At 63.3% G+C, this 24,667-nt stretch carries 24 protein-coding genes; 9 read left to right on the top strand and 15 right to left on the bottom strand.

The window, feature by feature from the left end; genetic code table 11:
- Positions 1-42 precede the first annotated feature (42 nt).
- Positions 43-909: a LysR family transcriptional regulator gene (locus tag ACUXVH_RS19795; RefSeq protein WP_065363448.1), complete on the bottom strand. Its 867-nt coding sequence runs from the start codon at positions 907-909 to the stop codon at positions 43-45.
- 105 nt (positions 910-1,014) lie between these two features.
- On the opposite strand from ACUXVH_RS19795, the gene ACUXVH_RS19790 reads away from it, so the two are divergent.
- Positions 1,015-1,944, top strand: a complete 930-nt coding sequence (locus ACUXVH_RS19790) for a DMT family transporter (RefSeq protein ID WP_065363449.1) — start codon at positions 1,015-1,017, stop codon at positions 1,942-1,944.
- 55 nt (positions 1,945-1,999) lie between these two features.
- Here the strand turns inward: ACUXVH_RS19790 and ACUXVH_RS19785 are convergent, their stop codons facing one another.
- The 3 genes from ACUXVH_RS19785 to ACUXVH_RS19775 form a co-directional block, all read right to left on the bottom strand.
- Complete coding sequence (locus ACUXVH_RS19785; RefSeq protein WP_065363450.1) at positions 2,000-2,893, bottom strand: DUF2167 domain-containing protein; 894 nt, start codon at positions 2,891-2,893, stop codon at positions 2,000-2,002.
- A gap of 132 nt (positions 2,894-3,025) precedes the next feature.
- Positions 3,026-3,397, bottom strand: a complete 372-nt coding sequence (locus ACUXVH_RS19780; protein ID WP_015634775.1) for a VOC family protein — start codon at positions 3,395-3,397, stop codon at positions 3,026-3,028.
- A 146-nt stretch (positions 3,398-3,543) separates the two neighbouring features.
- Positions 3,544-3,858, bottom strand: coding sequence for a helix-turn-helix domain-containing protein (locus tag ACUXVH_RS19775; RefSeq protein ID WP_011060220.1), 315 nt, complete (start codon positions 3,856-3,858; stop codon positions 3,544-3,546).
- 444 nt (positions 3,859-4,302) lie between these two features.
- Here ACUXVH_RS19775 and ACUXVH_RS19770 point away from each other — a divergent pair, with 444 nt between their 5' ends.
- A complete protein-coding gene (locus tag ACUXVH_RS19770) occupies positions 4,303-5,868 on the top strand; it encodes a methyl-accepting chemotaxis protein (RefSeq protein WP_011060221.1) in 1,566 nt (521 codons plus the stop codon).
- An 18-nt stretch (positions 5,869-5,886) separates the two neighbouring features.
- Positions 5,887-7,605 carry a putative bifunctional diguanylate cyclase/phosphodiesterase gene (locus tag ACUXVH_RS19765; protein ID WP_445495709.1) on the top strand — a complete coding sequence of 573 codons (1,719 nt, stop codon included), beginning with the start codon at positions 5,887-5,889 and terminating at the stop codon, positions 7,603-7,605.
- On the opposite strand, the gene ACUXVH_RS19760 is transcribed toward ACUXVH_RS19765, so the two are convergent.
- Complete coding sequence (locus ACUXVH_RS19760) at positions 7,578-8,348, bottom strand: substrate-binding periplasmic protein (protein WP_019093852.1); 771 nt, start codon at positions 8,346-8,348, stop codon at positions 7,578-7,580. The genes ACUXVH_RS19765 and ACUXVH_RS19760 overlap by 28 nt on opposite strands.
- A 139-nt stretch (positions 8,349-8,487) precedes the next feature.
- Between ACUXVH_RS19760 and dnaX the strand changes: the two genes are divergently transcribed.
- The 5 genes from dnaX to ACUXVH_RS19735 all read left to right on the top strand — a co-directional run bounded on the left by dnaX (position 8,488) and on the right by ACUXVH_RS19735 (position 14,137).
- Positions 8,488-10,566, top strand: coding sequence for a DNA polymerase III subunit gamma/tau (gene dnaX, locus ACUXVH_RS19755; RefSeq protein WP_065363451.1), 2,079 nt, complete (start codon positions 8,488-8,490; stop codon positions 10,564-10,566).
- 66 nt (positions 10,567-10,632) lie between these two features.
- The gene (locus ACUXVH_RS19750; protein WP_015634779.1) at positions 10,633-10,971 is read left to right on the top strand and encodes a YbaB/EbfC family nucleoid-associated protein; all 339 of its coding nucleotides are present in this window, start codon (positions 10,633-10,635) and stop codon (positions 10,969-10,971) included.
- A 210-nt stretch (positions 10,972-11,181) separates the two neighbouring features.
- Positions 11,182-12,225, top strand: coding sequence for an NADP-dependent oxidoreductase (locus ACUXVH_RS19745; RefSeq protein WP_011060226.1), 1,044 nt, complete (start codon positions 11,182-11,184; stop codon positions 12,223-12,225).
- 58 nt (positions 12,226-12,283) lie between these two features.
- A complete protein-coding gene (gene recR, locus ACUXVH_RS19740; protein WP_011060227.1) occupies positions 12,284-12,886 on the top strand; it encodes a recombination mediator RecR in 603 nt (200 codons plus the stop codon).
- Positions 12,887-12,988: 102 nt separating this feature from the next.
- On the top strand, positions 12,989-14,137 hold the full coding sequence (locus ACUXVH_RS19735; RefSeq protein WP_011060228.1) for an acyl-CoA dehydrogenase family protein: 1,149 nt from the start codon (positions 12,989-12,991) through the stop codon (positions 14,135-14,137).
- Between the two features lie 7 nt (positions 14,138-14,144).
- Here the strand turns inward: ACUXVH_RS19735 and ACUXVH_RS19730 are convergent, their stop codons facing one another.
- Both ACUXVH_RS19730 and fnrA read right to left on the bottom strand, forming a co-directional pair.
- Positions 14,145-14,693, bottom strand: coding sequence for an adenine phosphoribosyltransferase (locus ACUXVH_RS19730; protein WP_011060229.1), 549 nt, complete (start codon positions 14,691-14,693; stop codon positions 14,145-14,147).
- Positions 14,694-14,774: 81 nt separating this feature from the next.
- Positions 14,775-15,509 (bottom strand): Crp/Fnr family transcriptional regulator FnrA, encoded by a 735-nt coding sequence (gene fnrA / locus ACUXVH_RS19725; RefSeq protein ID WP_011060230.1) that lies wholly within the window; start codon positions 15,507-15,509, stop codon positions 14,775-14,777.
- 153 nt (positions 15,510-15,662) lie between these two features.
- Here fnrA and ACUXVH_RS19720 point away from each other — a divergent pair, with 153 nt between their 5' ends.
- The gene (locus tag ACUXVH_RS19720) at positions 15,663-16,142 is read left to right on the top strand and encodes a hypothetical protein (protein ID WP_065363452.1); all 480 of its coding nucleotides are present in this window, start codon (positions 15,663-15,665) and stop codon (positions 16,140-16,142) included.
- Here ACUXVH_RS19720 and hemN read toward each other — a convergent pair.
- The 8 genes from hemN to ACUXVH_RS19680 all read right to left on the bottom strand — a co-directional run bounded on the left by hemN (position 16,139) and on the right by ACUXVH_RS19680 (position 24,664).
- Positions 16,139-17,521, bottom strand: a complete 1,383-nt coding sequence (gene hemN, locus ACUXVH_RS19715; protein WP_011060232.1) for an oxygen-independent coproporphyrinogen III oxidase — start codon at positions 17,519-17,521, stop codon at positions 16,139-16,141. The genes ACUXVH_RS19720 and hemN overlap by 4 nt on opposite strands.
- A 148-nt stretch (positions 17,522-17,669) precedes the next feature.
- Positions 17,670-18,353 (bottom strand): sulfite exporter TauE/SafE family protein, encoded by a 684-nt coding sequence (locus tag ACUXVH_RS19710; protein ID WP_011060233.1) that lies wholly within the window; start codon positions 18,351-18,353, stop codon positions 17,670-17,672.
- Positions 18,346-18,576, bottom strand: a complete 231-nt coding sequence (gene ccoS / locus ACUXVH_RS19705) for a cbb3-type cytochrome oxidase assembly protein CcoS (RefSeq protein WP_011060234.1) — start codon at positions 18,574-18,576, stop codon at positions 18,346-18,348. Before ccoS ends, ACUXVH_RS19710 begins: the two co-directional genes overlap by 8 nt.
- A 21-nt stretch (positions 18,577-18,597) precedes the next feature.
- A complete protein-coding gene (locus tag ACUXVH_RS19700; RefSeq protein WP_065363453.1) occupies positions 18,598-21,048 on the bottom strand; it encodes a heavy metal translocating P-type ATPase in 2,451 nt (816 codons plus the stop codon).
- A 99-nt stretch (positions 21,049-21,147) separates the two neighbouring features.
- The gene (locus ACUXVH_RS19695; RefSeq protein ID WP_011060236.1) at positions 21,148-21,684 is read right to left on the bottom strand and encodes a FixH family protein; all 537 of its coding nucleotides are present in this window, start codon (positions 21,682-21,684) and stop codon (positions 21,148-21,150) included.
- Positions 21,685-21,695: 11 nt separating this feature from the next.
- Positions 21,696-23,111, bottom strand: a complete 1,416-nt coding sequence (gene ccoG, locus ACUXVH_RS19690; protein ID WP_065363454.1) for a cytochrome c oxidase accessory protein CcoG — start codon at positions 23,109-23,111, stop codon at positions 21,696-21,698.
- Between the two features lie 393 nt (positions 23,112-23,504).
- Positions 23,505-24,482 carry a cytochrome-c oxidase, cbb3-type subunit III gene (ccoP, locus tag ACUXVH_RS19685; RefSeq protein WP_011060238.1) on the bottom strand — a complete coding sequence of 326 codons (978 nt, stop codon included), beginning with the start codon at positions 24,480-24,482 and terminating at the stop codon, positions 23,505-23,507.
- The gene (locus tag ACUXVH_RS19680; protein WP_011060239.1) at positions 24,479-24,664 is read right to left on the bottom strand and encodes a CcoQ/FixQ family Cbb3-type cytochrome c oxidase assembly chaperone; all 186 of its coding nucleotides are present in this window, start codon (positions 24,662-24,664) and stop codon (positions 24,479-24,481) included. The genes ccoP and ACUXVH_RS19680 overlap by 4 nt, the downstream gene beginning before the upstream one ends.
- Between the last annotated feature and the right edge of the window lie 3 nt (positions 24,665-24,667).

Below are 24,667 nucleotides of genomic sequence, written 5' to 3'. Positions count from 1 at the left end.
TGCCCAAATGCTCGGTGTTGCCTGCAAGGTTGCTGCGGGCTGTCAGGCCCCCAGCTGCTCCCTCAGCAACTGCGCAAAGGCGTCCCTGGCGCCATGGTGTTGTACATCCTTGTGCCAGACAAAACGGTTATCCACCGGTAGCAGGTCGTCGAAGCGCTGCACGCTCAGGTTGGCCGATTGCGAATAGCGCTCCAGCACCCCTTCCGGTATCAGCGAGACCCCGGCCCCCACGCTGACGCAGCCGATGATGGTGCCCCAGCTGGCATAGCCGGTGATGGGCAGGTTCAGACCGTGCCTGCCCAGCCAGTTTTCCAGGGCGCGGCGATAGGGGCAGCCCGGCGGCCACATGAACAGGTTGTGGTGCTGCAAGTCGCTGGCGCTGCGGATAGGGGCGCTGTTTCCGCTGGAGATCAGCACCAGGGGTTCGTGGTAGAGCACGGTCTGTTGCAGTTTGGCCGGCAGGCTGTCGATGGCCACCAGGGCGCCGTCGATGCGTTGGTGCAGCAGCTCTTCAAAGAGTTGCGACCAGGTTCCGGTCACCAGCTCCACGCTCACCTTCGGATAGCGCTTGTGGTATTGCGCCAGCAGGGGAGGCAGGCGCCCACCGGCGCATGACTCGATCGAGCCCAGGCGCAACAGGCCGCTGGGTTCGGCCTGGTTGTCCACCGCACGTTTGGCTTCATCCACCAGGGCCAGGATGCGTTCACTGTAGCCGAGGAAGATTTCCCCGGCGGGGCTGATCCGCAGGCCGCGTCCGACCCGGGTAAACAGCGAGGTGCCCAGCTCGCCTTCCAGCTGCTTGAGGCGGTTGGTGATATTGGACGGCACGCAATGCAGTTGCTCGGCCGCTCGGGCAATGCTGCCGGTGCGGGCCACAGCCTTCACCATTTTCAGTTGGGTCAGTTCCATTGCTCATTTCCAGTGAGGAATAACCTCAGTATCGGTTAATTGTGGTGAGTTGTGCAGGGCGGGACACTGCAGGTCCTCTTCTTGCCTCTGGATATCTGTGTCGTGATGCTCTCGCCCCTGTTCAAGCTGGTGCTGGCCACCGCTGCGGTGATTCTGTGTTGGGCCTATTCGCCGGTGGGTATCCATATCGGCCTGGGGGGCTACAGCCCCGGGCACCTGGCCTTGCTGCGGTTCCTGATTGCCTCGCTGTTCATGGCCGCAATGGCGCTGGTGCTGAAGATCTCCCTGCCGCGCTGGCGCGACCTGTCCTGGTTGCTGGTACTGGGTTTCTTCGCCATCGCTTTTCATCACGTCAGCCTCAACTACGGCCAGCAAGGGCTGAGCGCCGGAGCATCCAGCGTGCTGGCGCAGTCCGCGCCGATCTTCAGCACGCTGATCGCGTTTTTCTGGCTCAGGGAGCCGGTCAGTGGCTGGCGCTGGCTTTGTGTGGTGATCGGGCTGTTGGGGGCGGTGCTGGTGGTGGCCGGTGACAAGGGTCTGGGGGCGATCGAGCCGCGAGGGCTGCTGGTGCTTCTGGCGGCGTTTTCCTGGGGGCTGTACTTCGTCTTGCAGCGGCGCTTTTCCGGGCGCTATGGGGTATTGACCACTGTCTGCTACATGGTCTGGGGCGGTACGCTACTGCTCTTGGTGTATGCCCCCGGGCTGACGCAGGCGGTGGCCCAGGCATCACTACGGGTGAACCTCGCGGTGCTATTGCTGGGGCTGTTTCCCAGTGCATTGGCTTACCTGGCCTGGGCCTATGTGCTGGCTCGGGTCGAGGTCAGCCGCGCGTCGATCGCGATGTACCTGATCCCGCCGGTGGCGATGCTGCTGGCGGCGACGGTGCTGGGCGAAACTCTGCAGTCCAGCGTGGTGCTGGGGGCGGCGGTGGTGCTGGGTAGCGTGATGGCGATGCAATTGGACGGGCGTTGGCGGTGGCGCCGGCGCTTGTCGGCGACACCTGCCAATGAGGTGCCTGCCGGGCAAGGCCGCTAGTGCCGGCCTTGCAAGTGCCAGCGCCGCGCAATGGCGGGGCGCTGCCGGGCGGGATTCAGCTCTTTTTCTTGAACAGGCGGCCGATGAAGGCGGCAAGGCCCAATACCCCCAGGACGATGAATTTCTTGCCGGCCAGGAGCAGTACGCCGAGCTTGGCGAAGAGCCCGGCCTTGCTGGCGAGGCCGCCGGCCACCAGGGCGGCGAGGCCATAGGAAGCCAGTTTGTCGGTGCTCGGGTTGTAGTCGGCGTAGCGGTTGCCGTCGGTGAAGTTGGTAAAGGCCAGCACCTTGGGAATCTCGCGCTTGATGGTGTCCAGGTCGTCCATTGAAGCCACGGCATTGAGTTCCAGCACGCCTTCGCGGCCCAGCACGCGGATGCTGTAGTTCAGGGTGTGGCTCTGGGCGCCTTCGGCCTTGAGTTCACGGGCCCAGTACATCTTGTGCGATTGCGCGTCATAGCTTGGCTGCTCGGCCCAGCCCAACAGGTGAATGGCGCCGTAGCCCTGTTCCTGGCGCTGCTTGTTGTCTTCCTCGTCCGCTTCCTGCATCTGCTTGAGCAGGTCCTGGTAGTCGATCTTCGCGGCGTCGTCGTCGGAGATGTGCCCATCGTTCTTGTAGCTGATGATCACGCCCCAGCCTTCGGCGGACAGCGGGCTGACGGCGCTGGGCACGATCATGCCCAGGGTGGTGAAGCCAGGTGGATTGCCCCAGCCCTCGGTGAGCAGCTTCTCGGTGTCCTTGGGGTTGAGGTAGTAGAACTCCTTGCTCAGATCGAGGCTGGCGATATCCCCGGGCAGCTTGACGTTGCCGTGGCGTGGGGAGAGCGAGGCGAGAAACTGTTCGGCGGTCTGGGGTTCGGCGTCCTTGCTCTCGGGCGCGGTGGCGGCGCTGGCAAGAAAGGGCATGGCGCAGAGGGCGGCCATGGCCATGAGGAGGCGCAGGTACTTCATCGTATTCCCTTACATTTTGTGACAAGTTGGCGGGGAGGATAACGATGAGTGCCGGGCGGCTCAATGTGGCGGTCGGTTTTATTTTGCTGCAGGGTCGGGCGCCGATGCCGGCGCCGTTTACGGGCTGGCGACTCAGTCGATGGTCAGGTACAGCACCCGCAGGCGGTGGCCGTCCGGGTCGAGGGCCACCAGGGTGTAGCCGAAATCCATCTGGGTCGGCGGCTGGGCGATGGCCATCCCCAGGGCTTGCCAGTGCCGATGCAGTTCATCCACCGCTTCGCGGCTGTCCACGGCCCAGCCCAGTTCGCCGCCACCGCCGACGGCCTGAGCGCTCGGCTGGACAGTGTGTCGGGACCAGAGGCCAAGCTTGATCCCCGAGTCGAGGATGAACAAGGCGAAAGTCGGGCCGGATTCCACCGGCGGTTTATCCAGCAAGCGGCTGTAGAACTCTGCGCTGAGGGCAGGGCTGTCCACGTAGAGCAGGAAATAGGTGTTGGTGATCATGGCGACTCCAGAGGCCTTTGGGTTGTGCGTTGGGCGCAAGCTTAGGGGGCTGGCCTGTCAGTTCCTGTCAGGAGTCGTCGATTGAAAAAGAGGCCGGCTTATCGGTGTCGATAAACCTGCCTCTTGGAGTTGATTTGTTGCGGGGCTCAAGGCTTGGACAAGGCCTGGTCTACCGCTGCTATCAGCTTTCCCAGATCCTTCGGGGTGGCTTTGTGAATGACACCGAACAAATAAGCCCGCTGTTCCTCTTCGTCGCCCAGATCGGCGAAGAAGGCTTTCAGCTTCACTCCCAGTACTTCGGCTAGCAGAAATAGAGCTTCAACGCTGGGGGTGTAGGTGCCGGTTTCGAAGCGGCTGATGGTTTTTGGGTCAAAACCGGTTTTTTCACCTAGTTCAGCCTGAGTAAGCCCCGCTACCTTTCGATAGCGCTTGATGGCTGCACCCAAACTTGAAATTTGCATCGCTCAATTCCCATTTAGAATCAAGAACTTAACGATAAATATTGGCATTAGACAACACCATGGTTCATCACCTTGCTTTGCAAAATGTGATGCATTTCGTAGAATCGGCGCTTCGGACAGGTATTTGGTGATCTAGTTTCAGAAGGCTGGTTTATGAAACAAGAAATCATTGCATTTCCCTTGTTCACCTAAACCAAGGACTTGGCAGAGGCTCGAACGTCTCGTAAATCCCGCCAACGCTCCGTCCGCCGTCCCCACCTGACGCCTCATCTGATCCTAGTTGATCTCCGTCGAATCGATGGTCAACTGCCGCGCAAACCGCTGTACGGCTGCAATCAGGGCGAACCTTCCGATTGAGCCGTACCGCCAGGAAAGTACATCGCGAATCAGCCTCTTGCCGGGTGCCGGTAACTGTTGATCGCAGGCTGTCTATGGAGTTCTAAAGTGCGTCTCAATTTGCCGGTCACCTCTGTTGAGCAGACCTTTCCCGACCAGCAGCGGCTCATATCCGCCACCGACATCAACAGTCACATCACGTACTGCAACGCCGAGTTCGCAGCGATGAGCGGTTTCAGCCAGGCCGAACTGATCGGCAGCACCCATAACCTGGTTCGCCACCCGGACATGCCGGCGGCGGTGTTCGAGTCGATGTGGGGTTACCTGAAGGCTGGCCAGAGCTGGATGGGTGTGGTGAAGAACCGTTGCAAGAACGGCAATTTCTATTGGGTCAGCGCCTATGTCACGCCGATCCTGGAGGACGGAAAACTGGTGGGCTACGAGTCGGTGCGGGTCAAGCCAAGCCGAGAGCAGGTCAGCCGCGCCGAAACCTTGTATGCGCGCCTGCGGGCCGACAAGGCGCCGGTTTGCGCCTGGCGCCGCATCGAGGCCGCAGCCCGGCCCTTGCTGCTGCCGGTGGCGGTGGCGGTAGGCTGCCTGGCCGCCTTCCACTGGCTACCGACGCTGGCCGCCCAGGGCCTGACCGTCGCGGGTTTCGTGGCTGTCGGGCTGCTGGCCCAGCGCCGCCTGGGGCAGCAGCTCAAGCAGATTGTCAGTAGCACACCGAATACCTTTGCCGATCCGATCTGCGCCCTGGCCTACAGCGAAGCACTGGGGCCGGCGGCGCAGTTGCAGATGATCCTGATCAGTGAGGAGGCGCGCCTAAAGACCGCCCTGACCCGCCTCAGCGATCTGGCCCGGCAGATGGCTACCGCAGCGGCCGATTCCAGCCAATTGTCCAGCCGCACCGAGTCGGCGCTGCTGGAGCAGCGGGCGGAAACCGACATGACCGCGGCCGCCATGACCCAGATGGCTGCTTCAATCACCGAGGTCGCTGAACACGTCCAGCACACCGCCAGCGAAGCCCACACCGCCAACCTGCTGGCTCGGCAGGGCAGCGAGGTGGCCGGCACCTCGCGGGATGCCATCCAGTTGCTGGCGCGCACCGTGACCCAGATCAACCAGGCCGTGGGCGATCTGGCCGGGCAGACCCAGGAGATCATGGTGGCGGCGAGCATGATCCAGGCGATTGCCGACCAGACCAACCTGCTGGCCCTGAATGCGGCCATCGAGGCAGCCCGAGCTGGTGAGCAGGGCCGTGGTTTTGCCGTGGTCGCCGATGAGGTGCGGGCCCTGGCCGGCAAGACCCGCGAGTCGACCCAGCAGATCCAGGGCATCATCCAGAGCCTGCGCGCCGGGGCCGACGAAGCCGTGCAGATCGCCAGCCTGGGCATCGAGGAGGCGGAGCAGGGCGTGCAGCAGGTGGTCCAGGCCCAGCAGGCGCTGCAAGGCATCGGCGCGGCAGTGGAGCGCATTACCGATATGAGCCAGCAAATGGCCGCGGCATCCCAGGAGCAGTCCCATGTAGCCGAATCGGTGTCCGAACAGATCAACAGTGTCGCCGTCACTGTGCAGCGCACTGCCGAGAATGCCAGCGCCGGAGTGGTTCGCGGCGCCGAGCTGGAAAACATCTCTTCCGGGTTGCGTGCCCTGGTCGAGCGGTTCAACCGCTAGCGACAGTGAGTTCGACTCATGGATGAGAAATACCGCAGGGCCGTCGATGCCGCCGCCATCTTCTCCGAGACGGACCTGGGCGGCAGCATCACTTATGTCAACGATCTGTTCTGCCAGGTCTCGGGCTACAGCCGTGAAGAACTGATCGGCGCCAACCACCGCATGCTCAGTTCCGGGCTGCATCCGCCGGAGTTCTTTGCCGAGTTGTGGCAGACCATTACCCAGGGCCGGGTGTGGAAGGGCGAGATCTGCAACCGCGCCAAGGACGGCAGCCTGTACTGGGTCGACAGCACCATGGTGCCGCTGGTGGATCAGCGCTCCGGGCAGGTGGTGCGTTATGTGTCGATCCGCTTCGATGTCAGCGAAAAGCGTCAGCTGTTGCATTCGTTGCAATGGCGGGTCGGCCACGACGTGCTGACCGGGCTGCCCAACCGGGCCTTTCTCTCGGACCTGCTGCACCAGGCTCTGGATTTCTCCCGGGCGCAGGATATTCCCCTGGCGGTCTGCATGCTCGACCTGGATGGCTTCAAGGCGGTCAATGACGGCTATGGCCACGCCTGTGGCGACCTGCTGCTGGTGGAGGTGGCTGCGCGGCTGCGCTCGATCATCCGCGGCGAGGACGTGGTGGCTCGCCTGGCCGGCGACGAGTTCGTGCTGATTTTGCGTTACGTGCGCGACATGCTGGAGCTGCGCGCGGCGTTGCAAAGGGTATTGGCGACCATTTCCCAGCCGTACTCGATCCAGGGCAAGGACATCAACGTCTTCGCCAGCATCGGCGTGACCCTGTACCCCACCGACAACCACGACGCCGACACCTTGTTGCGCCACGCCGACCAGGCCATGTACGTGGCCAAGCAGAGCGGACGCAACCGCTTCCACCTGTTCGATGTACTGCGCGACCGTGAAGTGATGGTCACCTATCAGACCGTCGAGCAGGTGCGCCAGGCCTTGCTTGCAGGCGAGTTGCGCCTGTACTTCCAGCCCAAGGTGAACATGCGTACCGGTGAGGTGGTGGGCTTCGAGGCGATGCTGTGCTGGCAGCACCCGCAGCGCGGCATGCTGGGGGCCCAGGAGTTTCTGCAGCAGGTGGAGGAGACCGACCTGATCGTCGAGATCGGCGAATGGGTCATGGACCAGGTGATGACCCGCCTGCAAGGCTGGCAGCAGGCGGGGCTGGGCTGGCCGGTGAGCCTGAACGTGGCGGCCCGGCATTTCCAGCGCCCGGACTTCGTCGAGCGGCTCAAGGACATGCTCGATCGCTATCCGGATGTGTTGCCGGCGTTGCTGGACCTGGAAATCGTCGAGTCGGTGGCCATCGACAATATCCAGCGGGTCAGCGATTGCCTCGATGCCTGCCAGGGATTTGGCGTGCAGTTCTCCCTGGGGGACTTCGGCACTGGCCATTCGTCCCTCAGCTACCTCAAGCGCCTGCGCACCCAGACCATCAAGATCGACCGGCTGTTCGTGCGCGACATGCTGCACGACGCGGACGATCAGGCGCTGATCCAGGCGTTGGTGGGGCTGGCCCAGGCCTTTGGCCGGCGCGTGGTGGCCGAGGGGCTGGAAAGCCTGGCGCATGGCGAGCGCTTGATGGCCCTTGGCTGCGACGTCGCCCAGGGGGATTTCATTGCGCCGCCAATGCCCGCCGAGGCGGTGCTGGATTGGGTGCGCAGCTTTGAGCCACCGCGGGCATGGCGAAGCGACGAGCTTCAGGGCGAGGCGATGTCGGGAGGCTGAGCGTCGTCCTGAGGGCCGACGTAACGCTGGATGATGGCGTCGATCTCGCCGGACATCTTCATCCGCAACAGGGTGCGCAGGATGCGCTGGGCCGGCACTCTCGGATCGTTGCGTACATAGCAGCCGACGGCCTGCTCCTGCAGCACCGCGACGCTGTACAGCGGGTTGCCGGTGGCCTGGGTCTTGTTGAACCAGTCCAGGGTCCACTGGCTGGCGATGGCGTAGCGGTAACGCCCGACCACCAGTTTCTGCAGCACCTGCTCCTCGTTGCGGGCGTCGTCGCGTATCAGCTGGTTGGTGTCGAACAGCGGCTGCAAGGGGGTGTAGGTATAGCTGAGGACGGTGCCGATATGCTGGCGCGACAGTTGCTGCAGGTTGACCACCGAGGGCTCCGGATGGGTGCTCACCAGCAGGTTGCGCTGGATGAACAGCGGCACGCTCCACAGGTAATCCCCGGAGAGGTTCGGCAGCCAGGCCTGGGCCGCGTAGCAGCGCACATCGACTTCGCCCTGGGCCATGGCATTCTGCACCCGGGCCCTGGCCAGGACATGAAACTGCGCCGGGGTACCCAGGTGCCGGGCCAGGCTGTTCATGGTGTCGAAAAGGATGCCATCGGTGGGCTGGTCGCCTTCGACCTCGATGGCCGGCATGGTCCAACTGTCGGCGATGGCAAAGCGCAGGGGCGGCTCTGCGGCTTCCAGGCTGGCGCTGAAGAGAAACAGGGCGCACCAGGTCAAACGCATACAGTCTCCAGGGTGTCGGCGGGCGAGCAATCCTTTGCAAAATGCAAGCTTAGACAGATTAGACGAGCGCGCCGGATGCAATTTCGCCCTTGCTCCGCTAGCATTACCGGCTTCCGCTTTCCAGTTGCGACGGTTTTCGATGAGTTATCAGGTTCTTGCACGTAAATGGCGTCCGCGCTCGTTCCGCGAAATGGTCGGCCAGACCCATGTGCTCAAGGCTCTGATCAATGCCTTGGACAGCCAGCGGCTGCACCACGCCTACCTGTTTACCGGCACCCGCGGGGTGGGCAAGACCACCATCGCGCGAATCATTGCCAAATGCCTGAACTGTGAAACAGGTATCACTTCCACGCCCTGTGGCACCTGTTCGGTGTGCTGCGAGATCGATGAGGGGCGCTTTGTCGACCTGATCGAGATCGACGCCGCGAGCCGGACCAAGGTCGAGGATACCCGTGAATTGCTGGATAACGTGCAATACGCACCGAGCCGCGGGCGCTTCAAGGTCTACCTGATCGACGAAGTGCACATGCTCTCCAGCCACTCGTTCAACGCCCTGCTCAAGACCCTCGAGGAGCCGCCGCCCTACGTCAAGTTCATCCTGGCGACCACTGATCCGCAGAAGCTGCCGGCGACCATCCTCTCGCGCTGCCTGCAGTTCTCCCTCAAGAACATGACCCCGGAACGGGTGGTGGAGCACTTGAACCACGTCCTGGGCGTGGAGAACGTGCCGTTCGAGGATGACGCCCTGTGGCTGCTGGGCCGCGCCGCCGATGGCTCGATGCGCGATGCCATGAGCCTCACCGACCAGGCGATTGCCTTCGGTGAAGGCAAGGTCATGGCGGCCGATGTGCGGGCCATGCTCGGCACCCTCGATCACGGCCAGGTCTACGACGTGCTGCATGCGCTGATCAACGGCGACGCCAAGGCATTGCTGGAGGCGGTGCGGCACCTGGCGGAGCAGGGGCCGGACTGGAACGGCGTGCTTTCGGAAATTCTCAACGTGCTGCACCGGGTGGCGATTGCCCAGGCATTGCCGGAAGGGGTCGACAACGGGCACGGCGATCGTGACCGGGTGCTGGCCCTGGCCCAGGCCCTGCCTGCCGAAGACGTGCAGTTCTATTACCAGATGGGCCTGATCGGTCGACGCGACCTGCCGTTGGCGCCGGACCCGCGCGGCGGCTTTGAAATGGTCCTGCTGCGAATGCTGGCCTTCCGCCCAGCCGATACCGCGGATGCACCGAGACAGCCGCTAAAGCCAGTGGGGATCAGCCAGGCCACAGTTGATTCCGCCCAAGCCGTGGCGGCGCCGGCACCTGCCGTGCCTGTAGCGACCGTTGCCCCGGCTCCGGTTGTGAGTGCTCCAGTGGCGCCAGCACCTGTTGCCGCGCCCGAACCTGTCGCGCCCCCTGTGGCCGAAGCGGTCGCTGTCGAACCCGAGCCGGTGGTTGCCGAAGCGGTGGTCGACCTGCCCTGGAACGATCCGGTGGAGCCACAGATCGAACAGCAGCCAGCGGTCGAGCCGATGCTGGAGGTGGCCGCCGAGCAGCCTGAGCTGACGCCGATGCCGACCCCGACGCCGGACAGCGTGGTGCCGGACGCGCCGGAGTGGGTCAGCGCCCCGGTGCCGGAACCCACGGTGGCGGAAGTCGACGCCGCCACCCCGGGTATCGACCTGGACGACGAGCCGCCGCTGGACGAGGACTATATCGAGCCGGACATGGATTCGGCCTACAGCTACCTGGACGAACTGGCCAGTGAGCACGCAGCCGATCCGGCGCCGGAACCCGAGCCCGAACCTGCTGCCAAGCCGGCCACTGGCCTGGCCCTGGAATGGCTGCAGCTGTTCCCGAAACTGCCGATCTCGGGCATGACCGGCAGCATCGCCGCCAACTGCACCCTGATGTCCGTGGACGGCGACCATTGGCTGCTGCACCTGGACCCGGCCCACAGCGCACTGTTCAACGCTACCCAGCAGCGTCGCCTCAACGACGCCCTGAACCAGTACCACGGGCGTACCCTGACCCTGGCGATCGAGCTGATCAAGCCCGAGCAGGAAACCCCGGCCCAGGCTGCATCACGGCGCCGTGCCGATCGTCAGCGCGAGGCCGAGGAGTCGATCCATGGTGATCCGTTCATCCAGCGGATGGTCCAGGAGTTCGGTGCAGTGGTGCGCCACGATACTATTGAACCTGTCGAGGCCCTAGCGGCTCAGGGTTGATCATTCAAAGGGCGCCGGGCCAGGGGCCGGGCGCCGTTTCCATCCCCGTACTTTGAGGTAATTCCCATGATGAAAGGTGGCATGGCCGGCCTGATGAAGCAGGCACAGCAGATGCAGGAAAAAATGGCCAAGATGCAGGAAGAACTGGCCAACGCCGAAGTCACCGGCAAGGCAGGCGGCGACATGGTCACCGTAGTCATGACCGGCCGTCATGACATCAAGCGCGTGAGCATCGACCCGAGCCTGCTGGAAGGCGTCAGCGAAGATGATCGTGAAGTGCTCGAAGACCTGTTTGCCGCTGCGGTGAACGACGCCGTGCGCAAGATCGAGTCCAACAGCCAGGAAAAGATGTCCGGCATGACCGCCGGCATGCAACTGCCTCCAGGCATGAAATTGCCGTTCTGATTCGCGCAAGCGCATCGGATGGACTACATAAAGCCAGGCCTTGAGCCTGGCTTTTTTTTGCCCTGGCGATCAGCACTGCGCGGTGGGTAGCAGCCGGCTAGCCGGCGAAGGCAACAGCAGATCCATCTGCAGAAACATCGAACGTGATGCTATTCACAGGGTCTGCAACCTATACCCTTTCATTCAACCTTCCCTAAAGGAGTGTCCATGATGCCGCAAACATTGACCCTCAATCAGCGCGTGGTACTGGTCTCTCGGCCCGAAGGCGCGCCGGTCCCGGAGAATTTCCGCCTGGAGCGGGTGGCCTTGCCGGAACTGGCTGATGGCCAGGTGCTGTTGAAGACCCTCTACCTGTCCCTGGACCCCTACATGCGCGGGCGCATGAGTGATGCCCCGTCCTATGCGGCGCCAGTGGAAATAGACGAGGTCATGACCGGCGGTGCAGTGAGCCGGGTCGAGCGTTCGCTCAACCCCAAGTTCCAGGAGGGCGACCTGGTGGTGGGCGCCACTGGTTGGCAGAGCCACTGCATTTGCGATGGCCGCAACCTGATCCCGGTGCCCTCTGGCCTGCCCAGCCCTTCCATGGCCCTGGGTGTGCTCGGCATGCCCGGAATGACCGCCTACATGGGGCTGATGGACATCGGCCAGCCCAAGGCCGGGGAAACCCTGGTGGTGGGTGCGGCCTCCGGCGCCGTGGGGTCGGTGGTGGGGCAGGTGGCGAAGCTCAAGGGGCTGCGGGTGGTGGGCGTGGCCGGTGGCGCCGACAAATGCCGCTATGTGGTCGAGGAGCTGGGTTTTGATGCCTGCATCGATCACAAGAGCCCCGACTTTGCCGACGAACTGGCCCAGGCCTGCTTCAAGGGCGTGGACATCTATTTTGAGAACGTCGGTGGCAAGGTCTTCGACGGGGTACTGCCCCTGCTCAACCCCAGGGCGCGTATTCCCCTGTGCGGGCTGATCGCCCAGTACAACGCCCAGGCGCTGCCGCCGGGGCCGGATCGCCTGCCACTGCTGCAGCGCACCTTGCTCACCAAGCGGGTACGCATCCAGGGCTTTATTGTCTTCGACGACTATGGCGACCGCCATCCGGAGTTCATCAAGGCCATGGCGCCCTGGGTGCGCGAAGGCAAGGTCAAGTTCAAGGAGGACGTGGTCGAGGGACTGGAGCAGGCACCAGAAGCCTTCATTGGCCTGCTGGAGGGGCGCAACTTCGGCAAGCTGGTGGTCAAGGTCGCCCCGGACGCGAGCATTTGACGCTACCCCGAGGCGCGGGTATAAACCGCGTCTCGTTGTTTTTGTCGGACCTTTGCCCATGAGCTTCAGCCCCCTGATTCGCCAACTGATCGATGCCCTGCGCACCTTGCCGGGCGTGGGTCAGAAAACCGCCCAGCGCATGGCCCTGCAACTGCTCGAGCGTGATCGCAGTGGCGGCTTGCGCCTGGCGCAGGCCCTGAGCCAGGCCATGGAAGGCGTGGGGCATTGCCGCCAGTGCCGGACCCTGACCGAAGACGAGCTGTGCCCGCAGTGTGCCGACCCGCGTCGCGACGACACCCTGCTGTGCGTGGTGGAAGGGCCGATGGATGTGTACGCGGTGGAGCAGACCGGCTATCGCGGGCGCTACTTCGTGCTCAAAGGCCACCTGTCGCCTCTGGATGGCCTGGGCCCGGAAGCCATCGGCATTCCGCAGTTGCTGGCGCGTATCGAGGAGCAGGGCAGCTTCAGCGAAGTGATCCTGGCCACCAACCCGACGGTGGAAGGCGAAGCCACTGCGCACTACATCGCCCAACTGCTGACCAACAAGGGCCTGATCACCTCGCGCATCGCCCACGGCGTGCCTCTGGGCGGCGAGCTGGAACTGGTGGATGGCGGCACCCTGGCTCACTCCTTTGCCGGGCGCAAACCCATAGCGTTGTAAGGCTGCGGAAGCCGGCTGACTGGCGAAGGATGCGCCACGCATTCTCTTGAAAACCAAGCAAGCGCTTGGTAAGTTCCTTCGACCCTTCAGAGGAGCTTGCCGATGTCTGCCTGCCAGGAATACTTCGACCCCAGCCACCAGTTGGTCCGCGACAGCGTGCGACGTTTCGTCGAGCGTGAAATCCTTCCCCAGATCGACGAGTGGGAGGAGGCCGGCAGTTTCCCCCGTGAGCTGTACCTCAAGGCAGGGGCCGCCGGGCTTCTGGGCATCGGTTACCCCGAGGCCCTGGGCGGCAGCCATGAGGGTGATCTGTTCGCCAAGATCGCCGCCAGCGAGGAGTTGATGCGCAGTGGCTCCGGCGGCCTGGTGGCGGGCCTCGGCTCCCTGGATATCGGCCTGCCGCCCATCGTCAAATGGGCCCGCCCCGAATTGCGCGAGCGAGTCGCACCGCTGGTGTTGTCCGGGGAGAAGATCAGCGCCCTGGCGGTCACCGAGCCCGGCGGCGGCTCGGACGTGGCCAACCTGCAGACCCGCGCCGTGCGCGATGGCGATCATTACCGGCTCAGTGGCAGCAAGACCTTCATCACCAGTGGCGTGCGCGCCGACTTCTACACCGTTGCGGTGCGCACCGGCGAACCTGGCTACGGCGGTATCAGCCTGTTGCTGGTCGAAAAGGGCACGCCGGGCTTCACTGTGGGTCGGCAGTTGAAAAAGATGGGCTGGTGGGCCTCGGATACCGCCGAGCTGTTCTTCGACGATTGCCGGGTGCCGGTGGGCAACCTGATCGGCGCCGAGAACATGGGCTTTGCCTGCATCATGGGCAACTTCCAGAGCGAACGCCTGGCCCTGGCCCTGATGGCCAACATGACCTCACAGATGGCCCTGGAGGAAAGCCTGAAGTGGGCGCGCGAGCGGGAGGCGTTCGGCAAGCCCATCGCCAAGTTCCAGGTGCTCAAGCACCGTCTGGCGGAGATGGCCACGGCCCTGGAGGTTTCCCGGGAGTTCACCTATCGCCAGGCGGCGAAGATGGCCGCCGGCAAGAGTGTGATCAAGGAAATTTCCATGGCCAAGAACTTCGCCACCGATACCGCCGACCGTATTACCCACGATGCGGTGCAGATCCTCGGTGGCATGGGCTACATGCGCGAAAGCCTCGTGGAGCGCCTGTATCGCGACAACCGCATTCTGTCGATCGGCGGCGGCACTCGCGAGGTGATGAACGAAATCATCAGCAAGCAGATGGGGCTGTAGGTGCAGGCTAGCGCTCGGTCAGGGAAAACTGGGTCAGGCAGAAGGTCGGGATCCCCATGTCCTGCAGCTTCTGCGAGCCGCCCAGTTCCGGCAGGTCGATGATCGCCGCGGCTTCATAGACCTTCGCCCCCATGCGCCGTACCAGATTGGCGGCGGCGATCAGGGTGCCCCCGGTGGCGATCAAGTCATCGATCAACAGCACCGAGTCGCCTTCACACAGGCTGTCGGCGTGGACTTCAATGAAGGCTTCGCCGTACTCGGTCCGGTAGCCCTCGGCCAGGATGTCGGCCGGCAGCTTGCCCTGTTTGCGGAACAGGATCAGCGGCTTGTTCAACTGGTAGGCGATGATCGAGCCGATCAGAAAACCCCGTGCGTCCATGGCGCCGATGTGGCTGAAGTCTTCTTCGACATAACGCTGGGCGAAGCTGTCCGCCACCAGGCGCAGGGCCCGGGGAGACTGGAACAGGGGGGTGATGTCGCGGAAGATCACGCCCGGTTTCGGGAAGTCGATGACGGGGCGGATCAGGGATTTGATGTCGAAGGAATCGAAGGCCATCTTCAGGTGTCCTGGCGGGCAAATAGGCCGCGCCAGTATACCCGCGACCGAGCCGCCTGGCTCAGCCGCACAGGCTGTGGATCAGCCCTCCACCGAGCCGCCGGCGAGGGCGCAGAGCTGGATCGGATCGAGGATGTGCACTTCCTTGCCTTCGGCGGCAATCAGCTCGTTCTGCTGGAAACGGGTGAACACCCGGGACACGGTTTCCACCGCCAGGCCCAGGTAGTTGCCGATTTCGTTGCGCGACATGCTCAGGCGGAATTGGTTGGCCGAGAAGCCCCGGGCGCGGAAGCGCGCGGACAGGTTGACCAGGAACGTGGCGATACGCTCGTCAGCGGTCTTTTTCGACAGCAGCAGCATCATTTGCTGGTCATCGCGGATTTCCCGGCTCATGACCCGCATCAGCTGGCGACGCAGCTGTGGCAGTTGCAGTGCCAGCTCATCGAGGCGTTCGAAGGGGATTTCACACACCGAGGTGGTTTCCAGCGCCTGGGCCGAGACGGGATGGCTTTCGGTGTCCATGCCTGACAGGCCTACCAGCTCGCTGGGGAGATGGAAACCGGTGATCTGTTCTTCGCCGCTGTCGCTCAGGCTGAAGGTTTTCAGGGCGCCCGAACGCACGGCGTACACCGAGTCGAAGCCGTCACCCTGACGGAACAGGAATTCGCCTTTTTTCAATGGGCGGCCACGTTTGACGATTTCGTCCAGCGCGTCCATGTCTTCCAAATTCAGCGAAAGTGGCAGGCAGAGGGGTGCCAGGCTGCAATCCTTGCAATGGGCCTGGTTGTGAGCGCGCAGTTTAACTGGCTCGGACATTCTAGAATCCTTGTGGGAAAACACACATAAGCCGTAAGGGTAACTCACGGGAGGAGGTTCCGGCCAGTCCGTGCCGTATTGACTGTTAGTCGTAAAGCTATCCTTTTATGGGTCGATAACCTGTTAACGAAAGTAACTTGGAAGGCTGAAATTATGTCGTCCGTTGGCGCTATTACTAATGGCAGCAATAACTTGCAGTCACTTCAAGAGCCCTCGACAAGTCAGGTTGACGAGCAACTAAGAGTTTCTCCATTAGTTGCAGAGCCAGTGATCGGGGAGGGCGTCAAAGTGTCGCTGTCTGGCGCCGGCCTGAACAAATCCGCCGCCGCCAAAGGGCGTGACAGTGATATCGAGGAAAGCGGCCTGCCGGAAAACATTCAGCAGATCCTCAAGATGATCAGAAAATTGCAACAACAGATTGCCGAGACCCTCGCCCAGCTCCAGGCGGTCATGGCCGACAAGCACCTGAGCCCAGAAGAAACCAAGGTCCGGATCGGCAGCCTGCAATCTGCCCTGGCAATACTCAACGGCGGTTTGCTGACCGCCAATGCCTCCCTGGCCAAGGCAATGAAAGAAGCGGGCTTGAGCCCTGAGCAGGTGATGAAGGCTGCATCCTTGATCATGAAATCCTAGATCACCCGGGAAAACCGCTGGCGGTTCTGCTGGCCCAGGTATGCATCGAACACCATGCACACCGAGCGCACCAGTAGGCGACCGGCTGGCAGCACGATGATTGCTTCGCTGCCAAGTTCAATCAGGCCGTCGTCGGCCATCTCTTCCAGTTCCGGCCAGAGTTCATTGAAGTAGCCGCGAAAGTCGATATTGAAAGCCTGTTCGATCTCTTCGAACTTAAGACTAAAGTTGCAGATCAGTTGCTGAATAACTTCCCGGCGCAGACGGTCATCGGCGTTGCATACCAAGCCGCGACTGGTGGCCAGTTGTGCGCCAGCCAAGGCATTTTGATAGTGCGTCAGGTCGCTGCTGTTCTGGCAGTAGAGATCGCCGATCTGGCTGATGGCTGAAACACCGAGCCCAATAAGGTCGCAATGACCATGAGTGGTGTAGCCCTGGAAGTTGCGTTGCAGGGTGGACTCTTCCTGGGCAATGGCCAGTTCATCATCGGGCAGGGCGAAATGGTCCATGCCGATGTAGCGATAGCCGGCAGCCGTCAGCTGTTCGATGGTGCGTTGCAGCATCTGCAGCTTTTCCGCCGGGGCAGGCAGTTCGCTGCCGTTGATCCGTCGCTGGGGCATGAAACGCTCCGGCAGGTGGGCGTAATTGAACACCGAGAGCCGGTCCGGTTGCAGGCTGATGACTTCTTCCACGGTGCGGGCGAAGTTTTCCGGGGTCTGCTTGGGCAGGCCGTAGATCAGGTCGATGTTGATGGAACGGAACTGCAGGGTGCGGGCCGCTTCGATCACCGCCCGGGTTTCGTCCAGGCTTTGCAGGCGATTGACCGCGCGTTGCACTGCCGGGTCCAGGTCCTGCAGGCCGATGCTGACCCGATTGAAACCCAGCTCCCGCAACAGGCCCATGGTCGACCAGTCGGCTTCCCGGGGATCGATCTCGATGCCGTAGTCGCCGGAGTCGTCGTCCAGCAGGTTGAAGTGCTTGCGCAGCAGGGCCATCAGTTGGCGCAGTTCATCGTGGTTGAGAAAGGTCGGGGTGCCGCCGCCGAAATGCAGTTGTTCCACCCGCTGGTTGGGGGCCAGGTGGCAGGCGATCAGTTGCATCTCCTGTTCCAGGCGCTGCAGGTAGGGCAGGGCGCGGCTGCGATCCTTGGTGATGACCTTGTTGCAGGCGCAGTAGTAGCAGATGTTGGCGCAGAACGGGATGTGCACGTACAGCGACAGCGGGCGCTGCGCCTTGCGGCTGTCGCGCAGGGCGTGCAGCAGGTCGAAGGCGCCGACCTGGCTGTTGAACTGTACTGCGGTCGGGTATGAGGTGTAGCGCGGTCCCGCCAGGTCGTAGCGGCGGATCAGATCTGTGTCCCAACGAATGGCGTCGAGCATGCGGGAATTCCCCCGGATAGGCTGGCAGTGTTCGCGAGTCTAGGAGGTTCAGGCCAGGGCCATCTTGACTTGTATCAAGGGTGTTCGGGAGCCGCCGGAGCAGTGCCGACGAGGCGTGCAGGCCCGGTTGCCGGGCGCCTCCCTGAGGTCAGTGGCCCATCAGCCAGTGCTGGTGAGGACCGGGCAGGGTCCAGATGCCGAAGAGAATGACCAGCACGCCGCCAGCCATGCGTACGCTACGCCGACGCAGCAAGGCGGTGATCCGTTCGGCTGCCAGCCCGGTGGCCAGCAGCACGGGCCAGGTGCCCAGGCCGAAGGCCAGCATCAACAGCGCGCTGTCCAGGGCGCTGCCCTGGCTCGCCGACCACAGCAGGGTGCTGTACACCAGACCGCACGGCAGCCAGCCCCACAGCGCCCCCAGGAGCAATGCACGGGGCAGGCTGGAAACCGGCAACAGGCGGCTGGCCAGCGGCTGGATATGCCGCCACAAGCCCTTGCCAAGGCCTTCGATGCGGGTCAGGCCACTCCACCAGCCGGCCAGGTACAGGCCCATGGCAATCAACAGCAACCCAGCCAGCACTCGCATGAATAGCGCCAGTGGGCTGTTGGCTACAGCCCAGCCCGCCAGGCCCAGCAGCAGGCCGGCCAGGGCGTAGCTGAGGATGCGGCCCAGGTTGTAGGCCAGCAGCAGGCGCAGGCGTCGGCTGCGCTGTTCCGGGGGGATGGCCAGCGTCAGGGCGCCCATCAGGCCGCCGCACATGCCCAGGCAGTGGCCGCCACCCAGCAGGCCGAGGATCAGCGCAGAGACCAGCAGAGGGGCCAGTTCAAGCATGGGGCGGTTCCGATTTTCTGGCGGGGTCGGCTTCGCTGCTCGGTTGGCCCTTGGCCTCATCCACCGCGGCGGTGTGGCTTGGGTCCTGGTCGTCGAACAGGATGCTGTGGGCCGGGCCGTCGAGATCGTCGTACTGGCCGCTGTCCACCGCCCAGAAGAAGATGTAGATGGCGATGGCCACGATCAGCAGGGCGGCCGGGATCATCACGTAAAGAGCTGGCATCTGGACTCCAGGCCCGGCGGCTCAGGCCGGCAACGGGCGGGTTTCGGGGGCGTCGGCGCTGTCGGCCGGCCGCGGCATGCGGGTCAGGCGCAGGGCGTTGAGCACCACGGTCAGGGAACTGATGGACATGCCGACCGCCGCCCACACCGGAGTGATCCAGCCGAGGGCGGCGAACGGCAGCATCAGGCCATTGTACAGCCCGGCCCAGAGCAGGTTCTCGATGATCACCCGGCGCGTGCGGCGGGCCAGGCTGAAGGCCTGCACCAGGGCGTCCAGGCGATTGGACAGAAGTACCGCATCGGCGCTGGTCTTGGCCAGGTCAGTGGCCGAGCCCATGGCGACGCTGATATCGGCGGCGGCCAGCACCGGCACATCGTTGACCCCATCGCCGAGCATCAGCACCTTGCGGCCCTGCTGGTGCAGCTGTTGCAGCACTTGCAGCTTGTCATCGGGGCGCAGGCCGCCCCGGGCTTCGTCGATCTGCAGTTCCGCAGCGACACTGGCGACCATCGGCGAGCTGTCCCCGGACAGCAGCAGGGTGTGCCAGCCACGGGCCTTGCAGGCCGCCAGCAGGGCCGGAGCATCACTGCGCAGGCGGTCGTCCAGCACCAGCCAGGCGAGAGCCCCCTGGCTGTCACCGAGCAATAGCCATTGGCCGGCTTCATCGGGCATGGGCGGAGCGGTACAGCCACTGAGCTGGCAAACGTAGGCTGGTTGCCCGATGCGCAAACGCTGATCGCCCACCAGGCCTTCCAGGCCCAGGCCGGGGCTGCTGGTAACTTCCTCGGCGGCCACTGGGGCACGGCCGAAAGCCCGGGCGATCGGGTGCTCGGAACGGTTTTCCAGGGCTGCGGCCAGGCTCAGGCAGTCATCGCTGGACAGGGCGCCCAATGGCCGGATGGAACGCAGCGCCAGCCGCCCTTCGGTGAGGGTGCCGGTCTTGTCGAAAATCACTGTGTCGATCTGGTTCAGGCCTTCCAGTACATGGCCGCGGGTCAGCAGCAGGCCGAGCTTGTGCAAGGTGCCGGTGGCGGCGGTGAGCGCTGTGGGCGTGGCCAGGGACAGCGCACAAGGGCAGGTCGCCACCAACATGGCCAGGACGATCCAGAACGCCCGTGAGGCGTCTAATTGCCACCACAGCAGCCCGATGGCGGCCGCGGCGATCAGCGAGAACAGCAGGAACCACTGGGCTGCACGATCGGCAACCTCCGCCAGCCGCGGTTTCTCTGCCTGGGCCCGGTCCAGCAGGCGCACGATGGCCGATAGCCGGGTGTCCTGGCCCAGGGCCTGAACCTGCACTGTCAACGCACCTTCGACGTTCAAGGTACCTGCGGTCACCCTATCGCCCAGGCCACGGGGCTGCGGCAGGTATTCACCGGTGAGCAGGGATTCGTCGATGCTCGATTGGCCGTCGAGGATCTTGCCGTCTGCCGGCAGTACTGCGCCGGGATGCACCAGCACCCGGTCGCCCAGGCGCAATTCGCTGAGCAGGATGCGTTCACTCTGGCCGTCTTCATCCAGGCGCAGACAGGAAGCTGGCAGCAGATTGACCAGTTGCGCGGTAGCCGCCGCGGTGCGCTCCCGGGCCCGGCGTTCCAGGTAGCGGCCGGCGAGCAGGAACAGGGCGAACATGCCGACGGCATCGAAATACAACTCGCCAATGCCGCTGATGGAGGTCCAGATGCCGGCCAGGTAGGCCCCTCCGATGGCCAGAGACACCGAGACGTCCATGGTCAGGTGGCGGGTGCGCAAATCGCGCATGGCGCCCTTGAAGAACGGTGCGCAGCTGTAGAAGACGATGGGCGTGGTGAGAAACAGCGCGACCCAGCGCAGGATCGTATGCAGCTCGGGGCTCAGGTCGATGTTGAATTCCGGCCAGGTGGCCATGGTCGCCATCATGGCCTGGAACCACAGCAGGCCGGCGACGCCCAGCTGGCGCAAGGCCAGGCGGTTTTCGCTGGCCAGTTGCTCGGAGGCGCGATCCGGCTGATACGGGTGGGCGGCGTAGCCGATGTGGCGCAGCTCGCTGAGCACCTGGCTCAAGGGCAGTTGGCTGTCGGCCCAGCGCACGTGCAGGCGGTGGTTGGACAGGTTGAGCCGGGCTTCAGCCACCGCTGGCAGGCTGCGCAGGTGTTTTTCGATCAGCCAGCCGCAGGCGGCACAACTGATGCCCTCCATGAGCAGCGTGGTTTCCGCCAGCTCGCCTTCGTGCCGGACAAAGGGCTGCTGCACGTCGGCGCGGTCGTACAGCGCCAGTTCGTCCACCAGTTGCACGGGCAGGGCTTCAGGGTTGGCCGAGGCCTCGCTGCGATGGCTGTAGTAGTGCTCCAGACCGCCAGCGACTATGGCTTCGGCCACTGCCTGGCAGCCCGGGCAGCAGAACTCCCGGGGTTGGCCAAGCACGACGGCGGTGAACCGGCTACCGGCAGGAACCGGCAGGGCACAGTGGTAGCAAGGCAGTGGCGTGGTCATCGGCGGTCTTTGTTATGTGGGAAAAACTCATCGCCGGCGCACCGGTCCCGCTGCAAGGGCAGGGGAGGCGACGGGCCGGCGATGTACGGCAGGTACTGCTCAGTTCAGGTCTTCGGCACCTTGCAGGGGCTCGTCGCCCAGCAGCAGGTCCTTGTCATGGCTGACCTGTTCTTCTTCGAACATGCGCCAGGTCTTGTCGCCCTCGACCCCCAGCAGTTCGACGAAGCGCCGCCCTTCGACCTGGTCGGTCAACTGGCCGATGTAGCGCCCGTGTTCGGTTTCGCTGCGGGCCAGGGTGATCTTGCGGTCCTTTTCCGGCTGGGTGGGCGAGATCAGGTTCAGCTCCAGGGTCTTGGGCTGGCTGTCACCGCTCAGGCGCAGTTCGACTTCGCCGGTCAGCTCATCGAGGTGCACGTTGGCGCGCATCTTCAGGGTCTGGGCCAGCAGCTCGCGGTCCAGGGAGCGGTTGATGCCCTTGCCGGCCTCGTAGTAGTTGTCGTTGACCAGGTTGTCCGGGTTGTTCACGGCAATGGTCACCATGGACAGGGTCAGGGTCACGGAACAGGCGAGGATGCCGATGATGATCCAGGGCCAGAGGTGCTTGTACCAGGGGCTTGCGGCGGTGGCTGCGGGCATGATCACTTCTCTTAACGAATTTGTGGGCCGATGAACCGGCTCTTGGCTTCAACATGGACGCTGTCATCGTCGGCATCCTTGAGGATGAATTTCACCTCGTTGGTGGTCGATGGCAGCTGTTCGGGAGCAATCGACAGCTCCACCGGCATGCTGACGATATCGCCGGCCACCACGTGGATTTCGCGCTTGCCCTGCAGCTTCAGGTCCGGCAGGCCGGAGGCGTCCAGCACATAGGTGTGATCGCGCTGGTCCTTGTTCATGATCTTCAGGCTGTAGACGTTTTCGATCCGGCCTTCGGCGTTTTCGCGGTACAGCACCCGGTCCTTGCTGACATCGAAGCCCACCAGCGAACGCATGAAAAATGCCGCAACCAGCAGGCTGATCATGGCCAGCAGCACCAGGGCATAGCCGATCAGGCGCGGGCGCAGTTTATGGGTTTTCTGCCCCGAGAGGTTGTGTTCGGTGGTGTAGCTGATGAGCCCGCGGGGGTACTCCATCTTGTCCATGATGCTGTCGCAGGCGTCGATGCAGGCTGCGCAGCCGATGCATTCGATCTGCAGGCCGTCACGGATGTCGATGCCGGTGGGGCAGACCTGGACACACATGGTGCAGTCGATGCAGTCGCCCAGGCCCTGGGCCTTGTAGTCGGCGCCTTTCTTGCGCGGGCCACGGGCTTCGCCACGGCGTGGGTCGTAGGAAACGATCAGGGTGTCCTTGTCGAACATCACGCTCTGGAAGCGTGCATAGGGGCACATGTAGATGCACACCTGTTCCCGCAGCCAGCCGGCGTTGCCGTAGGTGGCCAGGGTGAAGAAGCCGACCCAGAAGTAGGACCAGCCATCGGCCTGGCCGGTGAAGAAGTCGATGACCAGTTCGCGGATCGGCGAGAAGTAGCCGACGAAGGTCATGCCGGTGACGAAGCCGATCAGCAGCCAGAGGCTGTGCTTGCTGAATTTGCGCAGGAACTTGTTGGCGCTCATGGGCGCCTTGTCCAGCTTGATGCGCTGGTTGCGATCGCCTTCGGTGACCTTTTCGCACCACATGAAGATCCAGGTCCAGACACTCTGCGGGCAGGTGTAGCCGCACCAGATGCGGCCGGCATAGACGGTGATGAAGAACAGGCCGAAGGCGGCGATGATCAACAGGCCCGAGAGCAGGATGAAGTCCTGGGGCCAGAACGTGGCGCCAAAGATGAAGAATTTGCGTTCCGGCAGGTTCCACCAGACAGCCTGGTGGCCGCCCCAGTTGAGCCACACGGTACCGAAGTACAGAAGGAACAATCCGGCGCCGCCAAGCATGCGCAGATTGCGGAACAGGCCGGTGAAGGCACGGGTGTAGATTTTTTCCCTGGAGGCGTAGAGGTCGACGCTGTTGGTCGCGTTTTTGGCAGGCGGGGTAACGTCGTGTACGGGAATCTGGTTGCTCATCATTGCATCCCACGGCAGTGGAAAAATGCCTCGGTCGATGCGTGCCGACCGCGGTCAAAAGGGGTGTTGCAGTGGCGCAATGATACGCCTGTAGCTCTAGCGCAAGGGTGCGACCTTTGGTCGCGTTGGGAGAAATCAACTGATGGTGTAATGACTTGAATCAATTGACTTGTGGATTATGGACCCTTTTGCACGTCGCGCCGTTCAATTCTTCCAGGGAGTGAGCAGGCGTACGCCGCAGGTCTCGAAGTCCGCCATATTGTCGAATCCTGGCTACCGGGTTGCCGGAAAGGGTGATCCGCCGTCGAGCGTCAGCCGATGCCAGGCGCAAACAAAACGGCCCCGCCAATGTTGATTGGCGGGGCCGTCGGGTGTTGCTTTCAGGCGTCGGTCTTACTCGGCGTCGGCCTGCTTGTCACCGTGGGACAGGCTGTAGACATAAGCCGCCAGCAGGTGAACCTTGTCGTTGCCTTGCAGTTGTTCCTGCGCTGGCATCACGCCTTGACGGCCGTAACGAATGGTCTGCTGCAGTTGGGCGAAGCTCGAACCGTAGATGAAGGCTGCCGGGTGAGTCAGGTTAGGCGCGCCCATGGCTGGGGTGCCTTTGCCTTCCGGACCGTGGCATACCGCACAGTTGGCGGCGAACAGCTTCTGGCCGTTGACCGGGTCGGCCTTCAGGCCTTCCGGCAACTTGCGGCCGTCGAGGTTGGTCAGGACATAGGCGGCAACGTCACTGACGCCTTGTTCCTTGATCACGTCCAGCCAGGCCGGCATCACTGCGTGACGGCCGCCCATGATGGTGGTCTTGATGGTTTCCGGCTCGCCGCCCCAGCGCCAGTCGGCGTCGGTCAGGTTGGGAAAGCCATAGGCGCCCTTGGCGTCGGAACCGTGGCAGACCGAGCAGTTGGATGCGAACAGACGGCCACCCATTTTCAGGGCTTGCGGGTCCTTGGCCACTTCTTCGATAGGCATGGCAGCGTACTTGGCGAAGATCGGACCGAACTTGGCGTCCGACTTGGCCATTTCCTTTTCCCACTCGTGGACGCCGGTCCAGCCGGACTGGCCGTTGGCGAACGGGGTCTGCTTCTCGTTATCGAGGTAGTTGTAGCCCGGCAGAACGCCTTTCCAGTTGCCCAGGCCCGGGTACAGCACCAGGTAGCCCAGGGCGAAGACGATGGTGCCGACGAACAGCATGAACCACCATTTCGGCAGGGGGTTGTCGTACTCCTCGATCCCGTCGAAGGAGTGGCCGACCGTCTCGTCGGTCTGCTCGGCGCGCTGGCCCTTGCGGGTCGACAGCAGCAGCCAGGTCAGGGCGAAGATGGTACCCAGACTGAGGACTGTGACGTACAGACTCCAGAACGTAGTCATTCTTTGTTACTCCTAGAAGCTTGCTCGACGTGCTTGATGGCGTCGGGATCATCCGCGAACGGCAGCAAGGTTGCGTCTTCAAACTCGGACTTGCGCTTGGGGCTGAACACCCAGAGCGCCAAACCGATGAAGGCCACCATCACAACAAGGGTGCCCAGGCCACGAATCATCCCGATATCCATCTA

It is taken from the genome of Pseudomonas sp. 8(2025), assembly GCF_052665325.1.
Note: the sequence above shows the minus strand (reverse complement) of the source record. Positions and strands in the feature narration are given on the sequence as shown.

Bases quoted from the DNA above. Each gene is read 5' to 3' on its own strand.
- ACUXVH_RS19795 (WP_065363448.1), bottom strand. From the start codon at position 909: ATGGAACTGACCCAACTGAAAATGGTGAAGGCTGTGGCCCGCACCGGC.
- ACUXVH_RS19790 (WP_065363449.1), top strand. From the start codon at position 1,015: ATGCTCTCGCCCCTGTTCAAGCTGGTGCTGGCCACCGCTGCGGTGATT.
- ACUXVH_RS19785 (WP_065363450.1), bottom strand. From the start codon at position 2,893: ATGAAGTACCTGCGCCTCCTCATGGCCATGGCCGCCCTCTGCGCCATG.
- ACUXVH_RS19780 (WP_015634775.1), bottom strand. From the start codon at position 3,397: ATGATCACCAACACCTATTTCCTGCTCTACGTGGACAGCCCTGCCCTC.
- ACUXVH_RS19775 (WP_011060220.1), bottom strand. From the start codon at position 3,858: ATGCAAATTTCAAGTTTGGGTGCAGCCATCAAGCGCTATCGAAAGGTA.
- ACUXVH_RS19765 (WP_445495709.1), top strand. From the start codon at position 5,887: ATGGATGAGAAATACCGCAGGGCCGTCGATGCCGCCGCCATCTTCTCC.
- ACUXVH_RS19760 (WP_019093852.1), bottom strand. From the start codon at position 8,348: ATGCGTTTGACCTGGTGCGCCCTGTTTCTCTTCAGCGCCAGCCTGGAA.
- dnaX (WP_065363451.1), top strand. From the start codon at position 8,488: ATGAGTTATCAGGTTCTTGCACGTAAATGGCGTCCGCGCTCGTTCCGC.
- ACUXVH_RS19750 (WP_015634779.1), top strand. From the start codon at position 10,633: ATGATGAAAGGTGGCATGGCCGGCCTGATGAAGCAGGCACAGCAGATG.
- ACUXVH_RS19745 (WP_011060226.1), top strand. From the start codon at position 11,182: ATGCCGCAAACATTGACCCTCAATCAGCGCGTGGTACTGGTCTCTCGG.
- recR (WP_011060227.1), top strand. From the start codon at position 12,284: ATGAGCTTCAGCCCCCTGATTCGCCAACTGATCGATGCCCTGCGCACC.
- ACUXVH_RS19735 (WP_011060228.1), top strand. From the start codon at position 12,989: ATGTCTGCCTGCCAGGAATACTTCGACCCCAGCCACCAGTTGGTCCGC.
- ACUXVH_RS19730 (WP_011060229.1), bottom strand. From the start codon at position 14,693: ATGGCCTTCGATTCCTTCGACATCAAATCCCTGATCCGCCCCGTCATC.
- fnrA (WP_011060230.1), bottom strand. From the start codon at position 15,509: ATGTCCGAGCCAGTTAAACTGCGCGCTCACAACCAGGCCCATTGCAAG.
- ACUXVH_RS19720 (WP_065363452.1), top strand. From the start codon at position 15,663: ATGTCGTCCGTTGGCGCTATTACTAATGGCAGCAATAACTTGCAGTCA.
- hemN (WP_011060232.1), bottom strand. From the start codon at position 17,521: ATGCTCGACGCCATTCGTTGGGACACAGATCTGATCCGCCGCTACGAC.
- ACUXVH_RS19710 (WP_011060233.1), bottom strand. From the start codon at position 18,353: ATGCTTGAACTGGCCCCTCTGCTGGTCTCTGCGCTGATCCTCGGCCTG.
- ccoS (WP_011060234.1), bottom strand. From the start codon at position 18,576: ATGCCAGCTCTTTACGTGATGATCCCGGCCGCCCTGCTGATCGTGGCC.
- ACUXVH_RS19700 (WP_065363453.1), bottom strand. From the start codon at position 21,048: ATGACCACGCCACTGCCTTGCTACCACTGTGCCCTGCCGGTTCCTGCC.
- ACUXVH_RS19695 (WP_011060236.1), bottom strand. From the start codon at position 21,684: ATGCCCGCAGCCACCGCCGCAAGCCCCTGGTACAAGCACCTCTGGCCC.
- ccoG (WP_065363454.1), bottom strand. From the start codon at position 23,111: ATGAGCAACCAGATTCCCGTACACGACGTTACCCCGCCTGCCAAAAAC.
- ccoP (WP_011060238.1), bottom strand. From the start codon at position 24,482: ATGACTACGTTCTGGAGTCTGTACGTCACAGTCCTCAGTCTGGGTACC.
- ACUXVH_RS19680 (WP_011060239.1), bottom strand. From the start codon at position 24,664: ATGGATATCGGGATGATTCGTGGCCTGGGCACCCTTGTTGTGATGGTG.